Genomic DNA, 17,216 nt, shown 5'->3' with positions numbered 1-17,216 from the left:
GCTTTGATATCAGTCCTGATCCTTCTGCGGCACATAGCCTTCGATCTCTACGTCCTTGCCTTCGAACAGGAAGTTTATCATCTGGGTTTCCAGAAACTTGCGATCATCGACATTCATCATGTTGAGCTTCTTCTCGTTGATCAACATGGTTTGTTTCTTCTGCCACAGGCTCCAGGCTTCCTTGCTGATGTTATCGTAGATGCGCTTGCCCAAGTCGCCGGGATAAAGCTGGAAATCCAGGCCTTCGGCCTCTTTGTTTAAGTACACACAATTGATGGTGCGAGCCATGACTACTCCTTATTTACTGCTTATTTACTGCTTATTTGAACCAGTGGCGGCCAGATCGGCAAGCAGCCGCTCGGTGGCGGCGGCGAGCCCAATCCTGGCGGGATTGTGTATGTTATACCAGAGCGCCGACTCGGGTTCCATGATGCGGTTAGCGCTTTGGGCCTCAAGCCGGGTTTCTTTGCCACCCGAGACATCCAGCATCAGCGCCTGGATATCCAGATGGAAGTGGCTGAAGGTATGGCGAAAACCCGTCAGCCACAGACCTTGCTTGCCGCCAAGGCCCAAGCCTTGTAGATGCTCATCCAGACTGGCCCGGGTGCCGAATTCGGGGAAACACCAGAGGCCACCCCAGATCCCGGCCGGGGGACGCTTATGCAGCAGTACCTCGCCGTCGCGTACCAAGGCCAGCATCCAGGCCGATTTTGCCGGAATGCTCTTCTTCGGCTTCTTGCCCGGATAGTCGCTCTGTCTGCCACTCAACTGGGCACGACAGTCGATGGCCACAGGGCAGGCGGCACAATCTGGTTTGGAGCGGCTGCAGATGCCGGCGCCCATGTCCATCATGGCCTGATTGTACTTTTGGATCTCATGTGCCGGAGTCAGTTTCTGGGTGAGTCGCCACAGTTGCTCTTCGACAGCCTTTTGCCCCGGCCAGCCGGCGATGGCGCCATGCCTGGCCAGCACACGTTTGACATTGCCGTCCAAGATGGGGTGATGTTGCCCCAATGACAGGGACAAGATGGCCCCGGCGGTAGAGCGGCCTATGCCGGGCAGTGCCAGTACCTGTTCGAATGCTTCGGGAAACTTCCCGGCAAACTCGTCCCTTATCAGTTGTGCCGCCTTATGCAGGTTTCTGGCTCTGGCGTAGTAACCCAGGCCTGTCCAGTGGTGCAGTACCTCATCCTGGGGCGCATCGGCCAAGGCACACACATCGGGAAAACGCGCCATAAACTTGAGGTAGTAGGGGATAACGGTCGCGACCTGGGTCTGTTGCAGCATGATCTCCGACACCCAGACGCTATAGGGGGTCTTGTCTTGTTGCCATGGCAGGCTCTTGCGGCCATGTTGGTCATACCAAGCATTGATGCGCTCGGCGAAAGAGGGAGTCGATTTCATCGGCGCAGTGTAGCGACTGGAAATGCCTTTAACAAGGGCGAAAATCCCCGGTAAATTCGCTAAGCTCGCACTGCCAGGGATTCTTGGTATACTTTTTCAGCATTAGGGCTTGCACTGTATGTTGAACTTTGGATAATGCCCCTTCTTTATATACCGTGCTGTCCACGAGGCTAGGCAAACATGAGCGACGTTACCACCGCTGAATTTAATGAAGAAGGCAAGTATCTGCGTAAGATCAGAAGCTTTGTCTTGAGAGAAGGGCGTCTGACCAAGGGTCAGGCACAGGCGATGGAATCCCATTGGCCGGCCATGGGCCTGGATTACAGCCCGGCGCCTTTGGACTTGTCCCGGGTGTTTGGCCGTGAGGCAGATACAGTGCTGGAAATAGGCTTCGGCATGGGCGCATCTCTGGTGGAGATGGCGGCCGCGGCTCCCGAGCTTAACTTCATCGGCATAGAAGTGCATAAGCCGGGCGTCGGTGCCTGTCTGGGTAGCGCCGGCGAGGCCGGGGTCACCAACCTGAGAGTCTATCACCACGATGCCATGGAAGTGCTGGAACATAGCATAGCCGATGGCTCCCTGACCCGGGTACAACTCTTCTTCCCGGATCCTTGGCATAAGAAGCGTCACCATAAGCGCCGCATAGTACAGAGCGAGTTCGCCGAGCTCATTCGCCGTAAACTGAAAGTTGGCGGGGTATTCCATCTGGCGACAGACTGGGAAGATTACAGCGAGCACATGCTGGAAGTCATGAATGCCGCACCCGGCTACAAGAACCAGTCGGCGACAGGCACTGTGGTCGAACGTCCGGATCATAGACCCTTGACCAAATTTGAGGCCCGCGGCCATAGATTGGGCCACGGAGTTTGGGATCTTATGTTCGAACGCATAGCCTGACACAATACCACTCCTTGCCGCAGCGGCGGGGAGTGACTCATTTCATATTAGGGAGAAAATCTTATGGCCACGAACCGTAGCCGTCGTTTGCGTAAAAAATTGCGGGTAGATGAGTTTCAGGAGCTGGGTTTCGATATCAGCTGGACCTTCGATGATTCAGTGTCTGAGACGGACATAGATGCATTGGTGGATCAGTTTATCGATGAAGTGATCGAAAACCGTAAGCTGGGTTTCCATGGCGGCGGTCATAAGGAATGGGAAGGCATAATTGCGACCCAGACCATAGGCAAGTGCACCGCCGACGACATAGCCGCGGTCAAGGGATTCTGGGATAAGCAAAAAGTATCCCAAGTCGAAGTGAGCGAACTTTACGATATCTGGTGGGGTTAATGCCGGAACTTGCCTTGTTGCAGCAAGTGGTCGAGCGGGTTCGACCCTTGTTAGGGCAGGGAAAGGTCGCAGATTATATCCCTGCGCTTGCCAGCGTAGATGCGGGTAAGTTGGGGATCGCCATCACCACAGTCGAAGGTGTGACTCTGGGGGCCGGCGACTATCTCGAGCCTTTCTCGATCCAGAGTATTTCCAAGGTCTTCAGCCTGACCCTGGCACTGACGCTTTATGAAGAAAGCGAGATTTGGGCCAGGGTAGGCAAGGAGCCGTCGGGGCATTCCTTCAACTCCCTGGTGCAGGTCGAGCTGGAGAGCGGCATACCCCGTAATCCCTTCATCAATGCCGGTGCCTTGGTGATTGCCGATCTGCTGCAGGCACGCCTGGGGGCTCCAAAACACAGGATGCTGGAAGTGGTCCGCAAGCTGTGTGGCAACGAGAGGATAAGCTACGACAGGCTGGTTGCCGATTCCGAGTATCAGTTCAGTGCCCGCAATGCGGCGATTGCTTACCTGATGAAATCCTTCGGTAATTTCCATGGTGACGTCAACACTGTACTCCAGAGCTATTTCCATTATTGCTCGTTGCAGATGAGCTGTGCCGATCTCTCCAGGGCCATGATATATCTGGCGAATCGCGGTGTATCTCTCACCGGCGAGCGTTTGATTACCCAGGTGCAGACCCGGCAAATGAATGCCCTGTTGGCGACTTCAGGCCTGTATGACGGTGCCGGTGAATTCGCCTATAGAGTCGGCATGCCGGGCAAGAGTGGCGTAGGTGGCGGCATCATTGCCGTGATCCCTGGGGACATGGCTATCTGTGTCTGGTCGCCGGAATTGGATAAACAGGGAAATTCCCTGGCCGGAACCGCCATGTTGGAGCATTTGAGCCAAGAGCTCGGACGTTGCATCTTCTAGCCTCGACTCACTTTTCTGAATCTTCATCCTCAGGCGCATGGCGCCAATCCCGGCGAAAAACGCCTGGAAAATAACACCAGATAATGGTGTTATTTGCCAACTCAGGGCCGCAGTCCTAGTATCATCCCATTTAAAATCCTTTATTTTCAATGTATTGAAAGATTGGCACGCGCTGTGCTATCTATGTATCAAGAAGCAGCACATCAGGACCCTTACGGAATAGGATGCTAGAGATGAAAATGAATAAGTTAATGACAGGTTTAGTGATAAGCACAGGACTGTTTGCCCTGGGCGGCCTGGCACAGGCCCATGAGGCGCAATCCCATGGCGTGGAAGTGGATAACTGTAAGGTCGCTTTGAATTACGATCTGACTGTCGAGCCCAAGAAGCTCACCGTCAGCGACAAAGGGGTTGAGCAGTATCGTATCGAATTGGATCGCCTCTATGTCGAAGGCAAGCAGGTAAGCCTGAATGCCAAACAGAAGGCAATGCTTACCCAGTATTCGACCGAAGTGTCGGCACAGGTTCCCGAGGTCATAGGCCTGGTGAACGAGGCGGTCTCCTTGGCATCCAAGGCCGTCACCATGGCATTGACCCCGTTGTTGGGGGAAGATTCAGGGGATAAGTTTGACAAGCTCGTATCCGGGCTTAAGCAGCGTCTCGACAGCATCGCCTACCGGGATGGTGAGCGTTACTATCTTGGCGCGACCGACTCGTCGCTGGATGAGGCCTTCGGTGATGAATTTGAACAGGAAATCGAGGATCTGGTACAGAACTCCATCGGCAGCCTGATGATGAGCCTCGGCAGCCAGTTGATGTCCTCAGATGGGGATAGCTTCGAGCAGAAAATGGAGACATTTTCCGCCAAGATGGAGGCCATAGGCGATGATATAGAGACCCAGGTTGAAACTCAATCTTCGGCCCTGGAAGCCAAGGCCGAAGGCCTGTGCAATCGCTTCGAGCAGCTGCTGGTGCTCGAAGGGCAGCTGAGACAGGAAATCCCCGAGTTGGCTCCCTATGTGTTGGCAGAATCCGAGCCTCGGCCTCTGCGCGAATAGTTCAATCAGAGATTAGTTAGCCTGTTACCTCCCTTGCTCGATAATGACTTGCGCCCCCTGCATTCCCCTTTGATGCAGGGGTTTTTTCTTATCTGGCGTCCGGAAAGTGGCCGCCGCACCAGGGTCACCGACATTTGCAACATAGCCTTCCCGGGAAATCTTGCCTTGCTTGGCTGAGGCGGGGAGCCGCTTTAACCCCAAGGTTCGAGGATAAATGCAGCCAGCAAGCCAATATTTGATATACTCTTAAAAAATAACAAAAATCTGACTCTAGATTCAGATGGCAAGCCCTGCATTATTTTGTTTTCCCCGGCCTGACAGACTTTCCATGTCGCCAATATCAGCAGATATAGCTGGATAAGACATATGGAAAAGATGAATACTCTGATTTTAGGCCGCCGAAAATTATTACTTCAGTGACGTAACCAGCTTAAGGCAACTTTCATGTTAGAACTGTTAGAACCTATTGCGATATTTACTCATGTGGCCAGAGCCGGCAGTTTCAGCGCGGCGGCCAGAAGGCTGGGGATCTCCAAGTCCAAGGTGAGTACTCAGGTGGCCGATCTGGAACATAAGTTAGGGGTGCAACTGATACAGCGTACCACCCGCAGCCTGAGCCTGACCGAAGCCGGACACCTGCTCTATGTCCAGGGGGAGGAAATTTTGCGCGATACGGATCAGGCCATCGCCAGCGTGCACAATCTCAACGATGCCACCCGTGGGGTGCTCAAGGTCGGCATTTCGCAATCCTTCGGTACCATGCACCTGATCCCCGCCTTACCGGCATTCATGGCCAAACATCCTGAATTGGAGCTGCAGGTCAGCCTGCTGGATCATAAGGTCGATGTCGTCAGCGAAGGCCTGGATCTCTTGTTGACCATGTCGGAGCAGTTGCCCTTGGGGATGGTGGCTCGGCCCCTGATGAAGTGTCAGTTCCTGCTGGTGGCCTCTCCCGGCTATGTTGCCAGACATGGGGAACCAAGCCGCCCTGAGCAGCTGGTAGACCATAACTGTCTCGTCTATCAGGGCGAGTGGCATGAGCACAGTATGTGGCAGTTCAAGAAAGGCGATGACTATTGTGAAATAGGTGTCTCGGGCAACTTCAGGGTCGACAATGCGCCGGCCCTGAAGTCGGCGGCGATCAGCGGCCTGGGGGTGGTCTATCTGGCCAGTTATCTGATGGAAGACGAGATAGCCAAGGGCACCCTGGTGCCTTTGCTGCGCGACTGGCAATTGACCCATAACCTACCGCTGCAAGCCGTTTATCCGAGGCGCAAACACTTGGCACCCAAGGTCAGTGCCTTCATCGACTTCATTAAAAACCACATAGGCACGCCGCCTTATTGGGATGCACCCTATGTCGAACTCTTCAGCGAACGTAAGTGATAAGGGAAACATTGTTCTTTATTGTGGATAATGAGGGTGTTGTCGGCAAAGATGTTTAAAAAGTAGTTTAATATCAATTTGTTAAAAATTATGACCGTTATTCAAACAACCTGATTGAACTCTCTTGCTACAGGCTTTTTCAGAATGCCTGTTGCAGTCTGTTTTGTTTTCAATACAATGAGTGCAGTTGGTCCTCAGGGATCTGAGTCCTGCGGCGCAAATGGAAATGACCCCTTTCGTTTGTGTTGTACAGATCGGCAAGTTGCAACTGAGGATCGATGCCGACAGAGTTTACGAACTAATACAATGTTGGCTTTGAAACCATCATCCTATTTTTGGTTTACCCCGGCGGTTATGCCGGGGTGATTTTTCAAGGCTCAGAAGCTAATAGTCACCAAGCTCAACCGGCGGTCGGGGAAAAATTCTATCTTTCTGTACCCTAAAATCGCACCTAAAATAGCGATACACAGTAAGATGATGCGTTGGGAGCGCCAATTACTTCCAATAAAAAAGCCACTCAATGTGGCTTTTTTATTGGCTCTTATTTGCCGGGCTAGGCCTTATGCCCGGCTATCCAGGCATCGACCTGCTCGCTCAGTACATCCAGCGGCAGCGGACCATTCTTCAGCACCAAGGTATGGAAGTCCCGCAAATCAAACTTGGCCCCCAGCTGTTGCTGGGCCTTGTGGCGTAATTCCAGTATCTTGAGCATGCCTACCTTGTAAGCCGTCGCCTGGCCAGGCATGACTATGTGACGCTCGACCATCTTCCTGGCGTCCGACTCGGCATTGGGGGTATTGTCGACATAGTAGGCTATGCCTTGTTCCCGGGTCCATTGCTTGGCGTGAATACCGGTATCCACCACCAGGCGACAGGCGCGCCATAACTCCATCGCCAGCCTGCCAAAGTCTGAGTATGGATCGCTGTAGAAGCCCATCTCCTTGGGGAAGTACTCGCTGTACAGGCCCCAACCTTCGACATAAGCCGTATAGCCGCCGAACTTGCGGAACTTGGGCATGTCCTGCAGTTCCTGGGCTATGGCAATCTGCATATGGTGGCCGGGGATGCCTTCATGGTAAGCCAGCGCCGCCATCTGATACTTAGGCATGGCCTTCATGTCGTAGAGGTTGGCGTAGTAAGAACCTGGGCGGGAGCCGTCCGGGGCAGGTTGCTCGTAGAAGGCCTTGCCTGCGGACTGTTCGCGGAAGGCCTCGACAGCCTTGACCACCAGATCTGCCTTGGGTTCGACCTTGAACACCCGGTCCAGGTTGGACTTCATGGTGCCTATCAGATGCTTGGCCTCGGCCAGGTAGGCGGCTTTACCTTCCTGGGTGTCGGGATAGTAGAATTGGGGATCGTCACGCATGAAGCTGAAGAAGGCCTGCAGATCCCCTTCGAAGCCCACTTGCTTCATGATGCCGCGCATCTGCTCATGAATACGGCTGACTTCTGAGAGCCCGAGTTTATGGATCTCCTCCGCCGTCATGTCCGTGGTCGTAGTGCGTTGCAGCGCATTCCTGTAGAAGGCTGCCCCCTCGGGAAGCTTCCAGACACCGTCGCGACTATCCGCCTTGGTCTCCAGGGTCTTCACATAGGCGATTAACTTGCGATAAGCAGGCTCAACCTGGGTCGTCAGCGCCTCGCTGGCGGCTTCGAGCAAAGGTTCGGCCTCGGCATCACTCAGCTTCAATGCCGCCAGCTTGCGCTTGAAGTCGCCCCATAGGGCACTGTCATCACCCTTATCGAAGGGGGCGCCTGTTATGATGTTCTCGCTGTCGGAAATGACGTAAGGAAACACAAACTTAGGCGCTATGATGCCTTGCTTGGCGCGGATCTCCAACGCCGTCTGCAGCTGCGCCAGACGTTTGGTGACCCCCTTGAGACGGCTTATATAGGCCTTGGCATCGCTTACATCCGTGATCTGATGCTGATTGATGAGGAAGGAGGCTATCATAGAGTGGCCACCGTACATCTGGTTTACCGGGTAGTTGTGGTAGCGCCACTTATAGTCTGCCAGCTCGTTTTGCAGCGACTGTTGCAGCAATTTGAGGCTGAGGCCGGTTTGAGCGTCGAGCAGCTTGGCATCGATGCGATTCACCTCGGCCAGGTGGCGCTCGGTCATGGCATGGGCCTTGGCATCCGCGTCCTCGCCAATATCATCCCATTTATCATAATCTTGTTTTATACCCATATAAGTCTGGGATATGGGGCTGGCCATGACATTGTCCATGAAGATGCGCTCGAACAAGGCGTTGGCTTTTTGTGACTCGCTCTGCTGTTGTGCCGTGATCCCCGTCTTGGCCTCAATACCTGACTCAGTGGTCGATGCGGCATACAGGGGGCCGCTGAGCAGGGCCGAGAGGGTTAATGCAATTATGCTGGTTTTGGTTGTTATCTGCATTGGGTAAGCTTCCTGTGAATAGTGCTTGCTATCCTAAAGAAGCCGGACGGGAAAGTGGTGATATAAGTGTTAGAAAATGTGTCTATTGCCGCCCGTGATGCGGTAAACATCCCCCGGCGGCAATGACTCGGTATCATAAACCTGAGTCTCTCGAACAGAACTCCTTGCTGCTGAAACTTGGGTAACGGCCTTAGCTAACAGCAGCTTGGTTAGCAAAACCTGGTTAACAGCACCTTGGTTAACGGCACCCTAGTTAGCAAAACCTTAGTTAACAAAACCCTGGTTAACAGAATTGGGACAGCAGATCGTTGACGAACATATGCCCCTTGGGGGTCAGTTGCCACAAGTCCTGGGTTTCTGTCAGCAGGCCCCGCAGGCGCCCCTTCTCCATGCCTTCGCTCAGGGTATCCCTGGACTGGCCTGTGCGTTGCTCGAACTCCAGCTTAGGAATAGGCGCCATCAGGCGTAATCTATTCATCAGGTATTCCAATGCCCTGTCGGCTTCGGCCACCTCTGTGGTTTCGAAGCAGTAATCATCGGCCGCCAGATAGCCCTTGGGATGCTTTATCTTCACGGTACGCAGGATACGATCCTGCCCCGGCAGGGTGATCTTGCCATGGGCACCACAGCCTATGCCGAGGTAATCGCCGAACTGCCAGTAATTGAGATTGTGGCGGCATTGAAAACCCGGCTTGGCGTAGGCGGAGATCTCATACTGCTCATAGCCCAGAGCCGCCAGCTTCTGCTGCCCCTGCTCATAGATATGCCACAGTGCTTCGTCATCCGGCAGCTGCGGCGGTTTGGAGTGAAACAGGGTATTGGGCTCTATGGTCAGCTGATACCAGGACAGGTGCGGTGGCGAGAGTGCCGCTGCCGTGTCTATATCTGCCATGGCTTCGTCGAAGCTCTGGTTGGGCAGGCCATGCATGAGATCCAGGTTAAAGCTCTGGTAGCCGGCTTCGGCCGCCTTCAAACCGGCAGTTTGGGCCTCATGCTGATCGTGAATGCGCCCCAGCAGGTTGAGCTTGTCTCTGGAGAAGCTCTGCACCCCAATCGACAGGCGGGTGACGCCGGCCTGACGGTAGGCGGCGAAGTCGTCGTGTTCCAGGGTGCCGGGATTGGCTTCCATGGTGATTTCTATGTCGGCGCTGAAGGGGACCATGGCCCTGACCCCTTGCAACAGACGTTCAATCTGACCGGCATCGAACAGAGATGGGGTGCCGCCGCCGATGAAGATGGTATGTATCTCGCGCCCCTGCACATAGCCGAGATCCAGGCGCAGATCCGCCAGCAAGGCATCGACATAGGCCTGCTGTGGCAGCTCGCCGTTCTGTCCGTGGGAGTTGAAGTCACAATAGGGGCACTTCTGCACACACCAGGGAATATGTATGTATAGGCTCAGCGGTGGCAAGGTCAACATCAGCTTTGGCTTTCCTCGGCGAAGATGCCCCGGGACTTCATGGCCTCAACCAGCAAGGCCAGCGCCTTGCCCCTATGACTGGCGGCGTTCTTCTGTTCACTGCTCAGCTGCGCCGCGGTGCAATCCTGCCCCAGTGGAATGAACACGGGATCATAGCCGTGACCCTGCTCGCCCATGGGGGTATGGCTTATCTGTCCCTCCCAGCTGGCCTGGCAGATGATGGGGGTCGGATCTTTGGCGTGGCGCATATACACCAGGACACACTGGAAGCGGGCGCTGCGGCGGCTCTCATCCCCGAGGGCGCTTAGCAGTTTAAGGTAGTTGTCACGCTCGTCGGCGTCATCCCCGGCATAGCGGGCCGAATAAATTCCGGGAGCCCCCTGCAGGCAATCGACCTCCAGCCCTGAGTCGTCGGCTATGGCCGCCATACCGGTAATTTCTGCCGCATGTCTGGCCTTGATGATGGCATTCTCGACGAAGGTGGTGCCTGTCTCTGCCACTTCCGGCACGGAAAATTGGCTCTGTGCCAGTATCTGTATGCCGTGGCGGGACAGCATCTCATCGAATTCTGCTAATTTGCCTTTATTGCCGCTGGCGAGTACCACTTGCTTCATCTGCTACCTGTCAAAATTACGGGGGAAATCCTGGGGGCAATGATACCTAAATCCGGCGTTAAAGGACAGACGAGTCAGAGTTTGCGGCGGCGGGACAGGCTCGATACGGCGGCGAGGCAGGGCATGGGTATCCATGCCCTGGGGCGTTGCAGGGGGCTATAGGGAAAGGTGTTATTCGACGTAGAATTTCTGCTTGAATTTCAAATTGGTATTCAACTGATTGCCATATTTTATCGCTATCTGGAAGTTAATCTCCTGATCGTCACGATAAGGCACTTCGGCAATATAGTAGATGGCATCGCCTTCACGGATTTCCCTGAATTTCAGTTCCATCCTGGCATCGAGTAAGTTATTGGCTATCCCGGAGATTTCCACCGGCACCGCGGGGTTGCCTTCCTCGCTGGTATTGAGCACAGCAATATTGATTATGCCCGTGTAACGACTGCGCTCTATGCCGTAGGTCTTGGCAATGCTCGGGGTGAGGAAGGTGCTGCTCAATGCCATATAGTGGATGTCATAGTTGCCAACTTGCTCTTTTTGTTCGGCATTTGCCACGCCACATAGGCTGGCGGTCAGGACTAGCATGGTAAGTATGTTACGTAACATAGGGAGCTACCTTATTCTCGGTTCTTCTGCTGAGTATAGTGTTGTGTCTTGGGATGCACCAAGGGAATTTATCGCCATTCACAAAAGCGCCGCAATTTCTGGCGGTATGTGTTTGGGATTGATTATCTTGACTTGTTTGTGGCGCCCAAGCTCACCTTTGAGGATCTGAATATCACTCTTGGGCACCTTGAAGGCCTTGGCCAGGTACTTGCTCAGATGCGCATTGGCCTTGCCATCGACCGGTGGTGCCGTGATGGCGACCTTGAGTTCCTCGCCATGCAGACCCACTATCTGATCCCGGCTGGCCTTGGGCTGGATATACAGATTCAGCAGCAGGGCATCCTGCTGCTCCACGACCGCTGGCATCAGATGACGGCCCAGAAAGGCAGGTATTGCGCCAGCAAGATGTTGATGAAATTCATTGCAATTATGACCAGGAGCACGGACAGGTCCAGGCCACCTATGGGCGGGATGATGCGACGCACCGGGGCCAACAGGGGCTCAGTGAGCTGGCCCATCACCATGACTATCGGGTTATAACCTTGGTTGAACCAGCTGAGAATGGCGCGGATGAGCAACATCCAGAACAGCAGGACACCGGCCTGCTTGGCCACAGTGACGGCGGCAAACACCAGCAGGGTGATTATGTTTATGGCGGCGCCTGCGATCAGGCTGAGCAGCAGCACCTTCACTATCACCACCAGCAGGGCCAGCACCAGGGAGGCTGTGTCCAGACTGCCGAAGGAAGGCAATATCCGGCGCATGGGGGCCAGTATCGGGTGTGTCGCCTTGACGATAAACTGGCTGAACGGATTGTAGAAATCGGCCCTTGCCAGTTGCAGCCAGATGCGCAGTATCACCACCATGAGGTAGAGATCGAACAGGGTACTGATTAAGAAGGTTAATGCATTCATCGCTAGCTACTACCTTTTGTTGTCATGCTCTTGGATGGGCATGAGATAAATTGCCTGAATTAAAACGTCTTGGCCATGTCTTCGGCCCGTTTGATACAGTTGCTCATCGCCTGTTTGACCAAACCCCGTAAATCACCGCGCTCGAAGGTGGCTATGGCCTCGGCCGTGGTGCCGCCCTTGGAGGTGACATTGTGTCTCAGCTCGGCCGGGCTCAGCTGAGGATTTTGCTTGAGCATCTGCGCGGCTCCCAAGGCCGCTTGCTGTACCAGCTGCCGTGCCTTGGCCTCATCCATGCCCATCTCCATGCCGGCATCCATCATGGCTTCCATGAAGAGGAAGAAATATGCCGGAGAACTGCCGGCCAGGGCGATCACCTGGTTCAAGTCTGCCTCCTTATCGACCCAGACAACTTCGCCGCCACTGGCCATCAGGCGTTCACAGAGGCTTCTGTCTGCGGCAGCTACATCGTCGGCGGCATACAGGCCCGTCATGCCGACGCCTATCTGGGTCGGGGTGTTGGGCATGGTGCGTATGAGTTTAATGGGTTGCTTGAAATAGTCGCCGTAGCGCGCGGCAGTGACGCCTGCGGCTATGGTGACGACCAGCTTGTTGCTGAAATCTATGTCGCTCAGCTCTTCGCATACGGCCTGCATCAACTGGGGTTTTACGCTGAGCACCACCACATCGGCTTCTTGGGCGGCGGCTCTGTTATCCTGGGTCACCCGGATGCCGAAATCGGCCGCGAGCGCCTCGAGCTTGGGGGTACTTGGGTTGCTTGCCTGAATGAGTGTTGCCGGATAGCCACTCTTTACCAGTCCGCTGATGATGCTGCGCGGCATATTGCCGGCGCCGATAAAACATACCTTATGATGAGTCATGATATTCTCTGCTGTTGGTTGACCGTGTCTACTGGCGGCCAGAATGTCTGTGACCTGATCTCTATGAGTCCTGAGCGCTAAACCCTAACATTATTTGGGCTTTATCGCTGAAAAACAAGGGGAACAGCGACTAGTCGCGCTCACCGAAGATGGCGCTGCCGATGCGCACCAGGGTCGAGCCTTGCGCTATGGCGGTCTCCAGATCGTTACTCATGCCCATGGACAGGGTATCTACCTCAGGGTAATGGGTCTGCAACTGCCGAAACAATTGCTGCAGCTGGGCAAACTCCCTGTGTTGCAATTCATGGTCATAGGTTGCGGTCGGGATGGCCATCAGCCCCCTGAGGCATAGACCGGAAAGCCCGGCAATGGCGGCGGCCAGTGGCAACATATGTTCCGGCGCGACCCCGGACTTGCTCTCTTCCTGACTGACATTGATCTGGATGCAGACATTGAGTGGCGCCATGCCGGCGGGTCTTTGTTCGCTCAGGCGCTGGGCTATCTTCTCCCGACTCAGGGTATGCATCCAATCGAAATGCTCGGCGACGATGCGGCTCTTGTTCGATTGCAGCGGCCCGATGAAATGCCACTCTATATCCGGATAGTTGGCTTTCAGTGCAATTATCTTACTTTCGCCTTCCTGGACATAGTTTTCACCAAAACGCCGTTGCCCCGCCTCATAGGCTGCTATGATCTGGGCTGGCGGCTTGGTTTTACTGACGGCCAACAGGGTGATATCTGCGGGATCCCTGGCGCATTTTTGCGCCGCGAGCGCAATCCTGTGCTGGGCCTGGGCTAGTCTGTCTGTTATTGTTGTCATGATGTTATTATCTGCTTGAATGGATGTCCCTAACTATGGAAATCACTGAGTTATTAGCCTTTAGTGTAAAACACAAAGCCTCGGATCTACACCTGTCAGCCGGGATACCCCCTATGATACGTGTGGACGGTGAAGTGAGAAAGATTAACTTACCCGCGCTGGACCACCAGGGCGTGCACCGGCTTGTGTATGACATAATGAACGACAAGCAGCGCAAGGACTTCGAAGAACACCTGGAAATCGATTTTTCCTTCGAGGTACCCAATTTGGCGCGTTTTCGTGTCAACGCCTTCAATCAATCCCGCGGTGCGGCGGCGGTATTCCGTACCATTCCCAGCGACATACTCTCCCTGGAACAGTTGGGCGCCCCGGAGATCTTCAAGAAAATTGCCAGCTTTCCGCGGGGATTGGTGTTGGTGACAGGTCCAACAGGCTCGGGTAAGAGTACCACCCTGGCGGCCATGATAGATTATGTCAACGAGAACCGTCACGACCACATATTGACCATCGAAGACCCGATAGAATTCGTCCATCCCAACAAGCAATGTCTGATCAACCAGCGTGAGGTGCATCGTCATACCCATAGTTTCAATGCGGCGCTGCGCAGCGCATTGCGTGAGGATCCCGATGTGATCCTGGTGGGCGAGATGCGCGATCTGGAAACCATACGCCTGGCGATGACGGCGGCCGAAACCGGTCATCTGGTGTTCGGTACCCTGCATACCACCTCGGCGGCCAAGACCATAGACAGGGTGGTGGATGTTTTCCCCGCAGGCGAGAAAGACATGGTCAGAACCATGCTGTCCGAATCCTTGCAGGCGGTGATCTCCCAGACGCTGATCAAGAAGGTCGGCGGTGGCCGGGTGGCGGCCCATGAGATCATGATGGGCACCCCGGCGATTCGCAACCTGATCCGCGAAGACAAGGTGGCACAGATGTATTCCGCCATCCAGACAGGCATGGCCCACGGGATGCAAACCCTGGAGCAATGCCTGCAGACCCTGGTGAACCGCGGCCTCATCACCCGTGAGGATGCCATGTCCAAGAGTTCCAATAAACAAGCGACTTTTTAAGGAGCCATGATGGATGTTCGTCCCTTTTTGAAGGTGATGGTCGAGCGCAAGGCCTCCGACTTGTTCATCACCGCAGGTTTTCCGCCCAGTGCCAAGATAGACGGCGAGCTGCGCCCACTGGGCGAGACCTCCTTCACCCCGGCTCAGGCGCTGGATTTTGTCGAATCCCTGATGACAGAGGCGCAGAAACAGGAGTTTCATGACTCCAGGGAATGCAACTTTGCCTTCGCCGCCAAGGAGCTGGGACGCTTTCGGGTCAGCGCCTTCTGGCAGCGAGAATCTCCCGGCTGCGTGATGCGCCGCATCGAGACCAAGATCCCCGAGGTCGATGATCTCAAGCTGCCGCCGATACTCAAGGAGTTGGTGATGAGCAAGCGCGGGCTGATCATCATGGTCGGCGGCACAGGCACGGGTAAGTCGACCTCCCTGGCGGCCTTGGTTGGCTATCGCAATGCCAATGCCCGCGGTCACATATTGACCATAGAAGATCCGGTGGAATTCGTTCACGACCATAGGAAGAGCATCATCACCCAGAGGGAAGTGGGCATAGATACCGAGTCCTTCGATGCCGCCCTCAAGAGTTCACTGCGCCAGGCGCCGGATGTGATCCTCATAGGCGAGATCCGTACCCAGGAAACCATGGAGTTTGCCCTGTCGTTTGCCGAGACGGGCCATCTGTGCATGGCGACCCTGCATGCCAACAACGCCAACCAGGCGCTGGACAGGATCATGCACCTGGTGCCCGAGAGCAAGCATCAGCAGCTGTTGTTCGACTTATCGCTCAATCTGCGCGGCATAGTGGCGCAGCAACTTGTGCCCAAGGCAGACGGCAGCGGCCGCCGCGCCGCTATCGAAATATTGATCAATACCCCCAGGGTCGCCGGGCTCATCGCCAAGAACGAACTGCATAGCCTGAAGGAAACCATGTCCAAGTCCAACGAGCAGGGGATGCAGACCTTCGATCAGGCCTTGTTCAAGTTGTATCTCGAAGGCGAGATCACTTACGAAGATGCGCTGCATCACGCCGACTCACCCAACGATCTGCGCCTGATGATCAAGTTGCAGAGTTCGGAATCGGCCGACTCAGGCCTGATGGATGGTGTGACCCTGAATATGGATTAAAACCCTGAACCCGGTCGATGGCAGCCCTGGGCTGCCATTTTTTATGCTCAACATTTAGGTTATGCCTTGGTCCATGAACCATTGGCGGCGCCTAAATCGATAGCGGGTTTGGTTTCGACTAGGCTTAACTGATTACTGCAATGGATATTTATCGAGGAAGCCTATGAAGCGCTATTTACCCCTGCCACTCTCATGCATGCCACTGCTATGTATGCCGTTGGCATTCAACGCCCAGGCCGTGGCTGTGACGCCTGGCTTGGACCTAGGTGGCGCAGTGCGGGTCAATTATGCCTGGAAGGACTATGATGATGACCCCAAGCTGGCTTTCGAATTGTTCCGCGCCGAGGTGAATTATCAGGAAGACGGCTTGTTTGCCTCGGCTCAATATCGCTGGTATCAGGATATGGACGTGATCCATCACGCCTATTTCGGTTATCAGTTGACCGAGGAGCAAAAGGTGCAAGCCGGGGTGACTCAAGTGCCTTTTGGGCTCTTGCCCTATGCCTCCCACTCTTTCTGGTTCGGCGCCACCTACTATCTGGGGTTCGAAGATGACTATGATGCCGGCGTGCATTGGCAGTATAAAGATGAAAACCTGAGGCTGGATCTGGCCTATTTTGCCAACGATGAATACGCCGATGGCACGCGTTATGACAGATATTCCTTTGATGTGGCCACCACTGAGGGCTCGCCCTATGAGGAGACGGGGCAACTCAATGCCAGAATCGAATATCGGCTCAATCCCGGGGGAATGGCAAAGGGAGAACAGTCGCGAGAGCCGAGCCATAGGTTCGGCGTCTCCCTGCAATATGCCAAACTGGATTATGTCGGTGCAGCCGGCAATTCCCAGGGAGAGGATGCCACCGCCTATGCCCTGGCCGCACATTGGCAGACCGACTGGCAACAGTGGCAGGCGCAGTTGCAATACCTGCACTATGACTACCGGGTAGCGGCGGCCAACCGTCTGGGATTGTCGGCCTTCGGCTTTCCCTTCGAAGTGGCTTCCAGAGCGGATGTGGTCACTGCCAACCTTTCCCGCAGTATAGATGTGAGCTGGGGCCCTATTTCGAACTTGAATTGTTACAATGACTTCAGTCAGGTGTTAGTGTCTGGGGCCGGTCGCAGCACATCGACTCAGAATGTCACCGGCTGTGCCATCACCGCCGGTAAATTCTATTCTTACCTGGATTGGATTGCGGGCAAGAACATGTGGTTTGTCGATGGCCCGGGTGTCGGCATAGACGCAGCCGACAACGCCTGGCATTCACGTTTGAACATCAACATTGGCTTTTATTTCTAACTTCAATATGATCCCTAAA

The 17,216-nt window shown here is 54.7% G+C and carries 18 protein-coding genes; 8 read left to right on the top strand and 10 right to left on the bottom strand.

The genetic code is table 11. From position 1 onward, the window contains the following. Positions 1 to 9 precede the first annotated feature (9 nt). Both HC757_RS05940 and mutY read right to left on the bottom strand, forming a co-directional pair. Positions 10 to 288, bottom strand: coding sequence for an oxidative damage protection protein (locus HC757_RS05940; protein WP_169563402.1), 279 nt, complete (start codon positions 286 to 288; stop codon positions 10 to 12). Between the two features lie 24 nt (positions 289 to 312). Continuing rightward, positions 313 to 1,404: an A/G-specific adenine glycosylase gene (gene mutY / locus HC757_RS05935; protein WP_169563401.1), complete on the bottom strand. Its 1,092-nt coding sequence runs from the start codon at positions 1,402 to 1,404 to the stop codon at positions 313 to 315. A 180-nt stretch (positions 1,405 to 1,584) separates the two neighbouring features. Here mutY and trmB point away from each other — a divergent pair, with 180 nt between their 5' ends. From trmB to HC757_RS05910, 5 genes are all read left to right on the top strand, one after another. Next, positions 1,585 to 2,301, top strand: coding sequence for a tRNA (guanosine(46)-N7)-methyltransferase TrmB (gene trmB, locus HC757_RS05930; RefSeq protein WP_169563400.1), 717 nt, complete (start codon positions 1,585 to 1,587; stop codon positions 2,299 to 2,301). Positions 2,302 to 2,364: 63 nt separating this feature from the next. Beyond that, positions 2,365 to 2,691 carry a 50S ribosome-binding protein YggL gene (locus tag HC757_RS05925; protein ID WP_169563399.1) on the top strand — a complete coding sequence of 109 codons (327 nt, stop codon included), beginning with the start codon at positions 2,365 to 2,367 and terminating at the stop codon, positions 2,689 to 2,691. Next, positions 2,691 to 3,605 carry a glutaminase B gene (gene glsB, locus HC757_RS05920; protein WP_169563398.1) on the top strand — a complete coding sequence of 305 codons (915 nt, stop codon included), beginning with the start codon at positions 2,691 to 2,693 and terminating at the stop codon, positions 3,603 to 3,605. The genes HC757_RS05925 and glsB overlap by 1 nt, the downstream gene beginning before the upstream one ends. A 233-nt stretch (positions 3,606 to 3,838) precedes the next feature. Beyond that, positions 3,839 to 4,663, top strand: a complete 825-nt coding sequence (locus tag HC757_RS05915; RefSeq protein WP_169563397.1) for a YggN family protein — start codon at positions 3,839 to 3,841, stop codon at positions 4,661 to 4,663. A gap of 444 nt (positions 4,664 to 5,107) precedes the next feature. Further along, positions 5,108 to 6,049 carry a LysR family transcriptional regulator gene (locus HC757_RS05910; protein ID WP_169563396.1) on the top strand — a complete coding sequence of 314 codons (942 nt, stop codon included), beginning with the start codon at positions 5,108 to 5,110 and terminating at the stop codon, positions 6,047 to 6,049. Between the two features lie 553 nt (positions 6,050 to 6,602). Here the strand turns inward: HC757_RS05910 and HC757_RS05905 are convergent. From HC757_RS05905 to HC757_RS05870, 8 genes are all read right to left on the bottom strand, one after another. Further along, positions 6,603 to 8,450 carry a DUF885 domain-containing protein gene (locus HC757_RS05905; RefSeq protein ID WP_169563395.1) on the bottom strand — a complete coding sequence of 616 codons (1,848 nt, stop codon included), beginning with the start codon at positions 8,448 to 8,450 and terminating at the stop codon, positions 6,603 to 6,605. Between the two features lie 283 nt (positions 8,451 to 8,733). After that, on the bottom strand, positions 8,734 to 9,870 hold the full coding sequence (gene hemW / locus HC757_RS05900; protein WP_169563394.1) for a radical SAM family heme chaperone HemW: 1,137 nt from the start codon (positions 9,868 to 9,870) through the stop codon (positions 8,734 to 8,736). Beyond that, on the bottom strand, positions 9,870 to 10,484 hold the full coding sequence (gene rdgB / locus HC757_RS05895; protein WP_169563393.1) for an RdgB/HAM1 family non-canonical purine NTP pyrophosphatase: 615 nt from the start codon (positions 10,482 to 10,484) through the stop codon (positions 9,870 to 9,872). Before rdgB ends, hemW begins: the two co-directional genes overlap by 1 nt. 171 nt (positions 10,485 to 10,655) lie before the next feature. Beyond that, the gene (locus HC757_RS05890) at positions 10,656 to 11,090 is read right to left on the bottom strand and encodes a DUF4426 domain-containing protein (RefSeq protein ID WP_169563392.1); all 435 of its coding nucleotides are present in this window, start codon (positions 11,088 to 11,090) and stop codon (positions 10,656 to 10,658) included. 78 nt (positions 11,091 to 11,168) lie between these two features. Continuing rightward, the gene (gene yggU / locus HC757_RS05885) at positions 11,169 to 11,456 is read right to left on the bottom strand and encodes a DUF167 family protein YggU (RefSeq protein ID WP_169563391.1); all 288 of its coding nucleotides are present in this window, start codon (positions 11,454 to 11,456) and stop codon (positions 11,169 to 11,171) included. Continuing rightward, entirely contained in the window at positions 11,456 to 12,004 is a 549-nt protein-coding gene (locus HC757_RS05880; RefSeq protein WP_169563390.1) for a YggT family protein, read from the bottom strand. The genes yggU and HC757_RS05880 overlap by 1 nt, the downstream gene beginning before the upstream one ends. Before the next feature lie 59 nt (positions 12,005 to 12,063). Beyond that, positions 12,064 to 12,882: a pyrroline-5-carboxylate reductase gene (gene proC / locus HC757_RS05875; protein ID WP_169563389.1), complete on the bottom strand. Its 819-nt coding sequence runs from the start codon at positions 12,880 to 12,882 to the stop codon at positions 12,064 to 12,066. Positions 12,883 to 13,012: 130 nt separating this feature from the next. Further along, on the bottom strand, positions 13,013 to 13,702 hold the full coding sequence (locus HC757_RS05870; protein ID WP_169563388.1) for a YggS family pyridoxal phosphate-dependent enzyme: 690 nt from the start codon (positions 13,700 to 13,702) through the stop codon (positions 13,013 to 13,015). Between the two features lie 35 nt (positions 13,703 to 13,737). Here HC757_RS05870 and HC757_RS05865 point away from each other — a divergent pair, with 35 nt between their 5' ends. The 3 genes from HC757_RS05865 (at position 13,738) to HC757_RS05855 (ending at position 17,197) form a co-directional block, all read left to right on the top strand. After that, positions 13,738 to 14,775, top strand: coding sequence for a type IV pilus twitching motility protein PilT (locus HC757_RS05865; protein ID WP_169563387.1), 1,038 nt, complete (start codon positions 13,738 to 13,740; stop codon positions 14,773 to 14,775). 9 nt (positions 14,776 to 14,784) lie between these two features. Beyond that, entirely contained in the window at positions 14,785 to 15,897 is a 1,113-nt protein-coding gene (locus HC757_RS05860) for a PilT/PilU family type 4a pilus ATPase (RefSeq protein ID WP_169563386.1), read from the top strand. A 163-nt stretch (positions 15,898 to 16,060) separates the two neighbouring features. Beyond that, the gene (locus HC757_RS05855) at positions 16,061 to 17,197 is read left to right on the top strand and encodes a hypothetical protein (RefSeq protein WP_244623223.1); all 1,137 of its coding nucleotides are present in this window, start codon (positions 16,061 to 16,063) and stop codon (positions 17,195 to 17,197) included. Positions 17,198 to 17,216: the final 19 nt, after the last annotated feature.

The sequence above is a fragment of the Shewanella salipaludis genome (assembly GCF_012911865.1).
In the GTDB taxonomy this organism is placed as follows: domain Bacteria; phylum Pseudomonadota; class Gammaproteobacteria; order Enterobacterales; family Shewanellaceae; genus Shewanella; species Shewanella salipaludis.
This window is presented reverse-complemented; position numbering and strand designations above follow the sequence as displayed.